Below are 1,478 nucleotides of genomic sequence, written 5' to 3' on the forward strand. Positions count from 1 at the left end.
CCTGCGCGCCGCGAAGGAGCTGATGGAGAACGTCCGCGACCCGGGCGGCCTGCGAGCCGCGAAGGAGCTGATGGAGAACGTCCGCGACCCGGGCGGCCTGCGAGCCGCGAAGGAGCTGATGGAGAACGTCCGCGACCCGGGCGGCCTGCGAGCCGCGAAGGAGCTGATGGAGAACATCCGGGACCCGGGCGGCCTGCGAGCCGCGAAGGAGCTGATGGAGAACATCCGGGACCCGGGCGGCATGCGCGCCATGAGGGAGATGATGCAGAGCATCCGGGACCCGCTGGGGCGGCGCCGCTCTTGATGGTGGGACACTAGATTGAACTGGGGAGACCAGCCTCGAGGTCTCCCCAGCCAGCTATGGGTCGTCGCCTAATGCACGAGCTTGGTCTGCACGTTCGTGGGCTGCATCTGTGCGCGTGGAAGATGCACCTCCGTCCTGAAAGAGTCCGAAGCCAGGAACTTCCAACTAGCCACTCCCCACCTAATCTCGGGGGGCGGCTTGAAGTGGGTGAGCGCCGCGACCAGATGGAGGTCCGTCCTTGGCGACGAAGATGCTCAAGCGCGCGTTGATGGCTGTGAACGGCCTCCATGGACGGCTGCCCAATACGGAACGCGTGGTGCTAGCTCCGGACGTCTATCTTACGACGACCTGGCCGCTCGCTCCCGTTGACATTCCTGCGAGCTTCTCCAAGCAGTACAGCCCGGAGGCGCTGGAGCCCCTGGAGTCACCAAGCTTCGTTGTGTGGGCCGAGCAGGAAGTCGACGACACGGTCATTGGCGCGGTAGACGTTGAACTCGAACGCAAGCTCGGACTCGTGGACATCGCGCTTTCGATGGTGTCCGGGTGGGGTATGGCTCACCGGGTCATTACGGTCGAACTCCACGAACCGGATGGCCAGCGCTCCCTTCAGGGCATTACTTCCCTGGAGCCATGGTCAGCTCGTGAGGGGTGGCGTCGGCTGCGCTTCGACATCGACAAGGTGCCCGCCATCACCTCGAGCCTCCTCAAGCTGACGGCCGAGGACTGGAGGGAGCGCGGGTATGACTACTTTCTGCGTGGAGTCCGGTCCTTCTTTCGAGCATGCCAGCAGGACGTTGTTGATGACCGATACGAACTGTTCTGCCGCGCGATTGAGACCGTGGTCCAAACGGAGCAAGGCGGAGGCGCACGACAGTTTGCCGAGGCAATCCTTGAACAGCAGGGCCGCTTGGTGCCGAACAAGCCGCACCGGAACCGGGCATACGAAGCCCACTACAATCGCAGGAACGCTGTAGTTCATGGCCACCGATTCCTTGAGGAGAAAAAGGATCGCCGAGCTATCGCGTTGATGGAATCAACTGCGAGAGGGGTCAAGTCCCGAATCGTGTGTAGTTGGTTCGGAGGGGGAACGAGGGAGGAAGGCTCCTTGGCGGATTCATTCAGCGGTGTCTGGGTTTGAAGTCAGCAGGGCCATGTCGAGGTAGCGGCGGGCATC

The 1,478-nt window shown here is 63.0% G+C and carries 1 protein-coding gene and 1 pseudogene; both read left to right on the plus strand.

Annotated elements, in window-relative coordinates; translation table 11 throughout:
- Window positions 1–304, plus strand: a pseudogene (locus LZ199_RS45890) (hypothetical protein); the annotation flags it as partial.
- Between the two features lie 238 nt (window positions 305–542).
- Window positions 543–1,442: a hypothetical protein gene (locus LZ199_RS45895; RefSeq protein ID WP_254000178.1), complete on the plus strand. Its 900-nt coding sequence runs from the start codon at window positions 543–545 to the stop codon at window positions 1,440–1,442.
- Window positions 1,443–1,478 lie beyond the last annotated feature (36 nt).

It is taken from the genome of Myxococcus qinghaiensis, assembly GCF_024198215.1.
Classification (GTDB): Bacteria; Myxococcota; Myxococcia; order Myxococcales; family Myxococcaceae; genus Myxococcus; species Myxococcus qinghaiensis.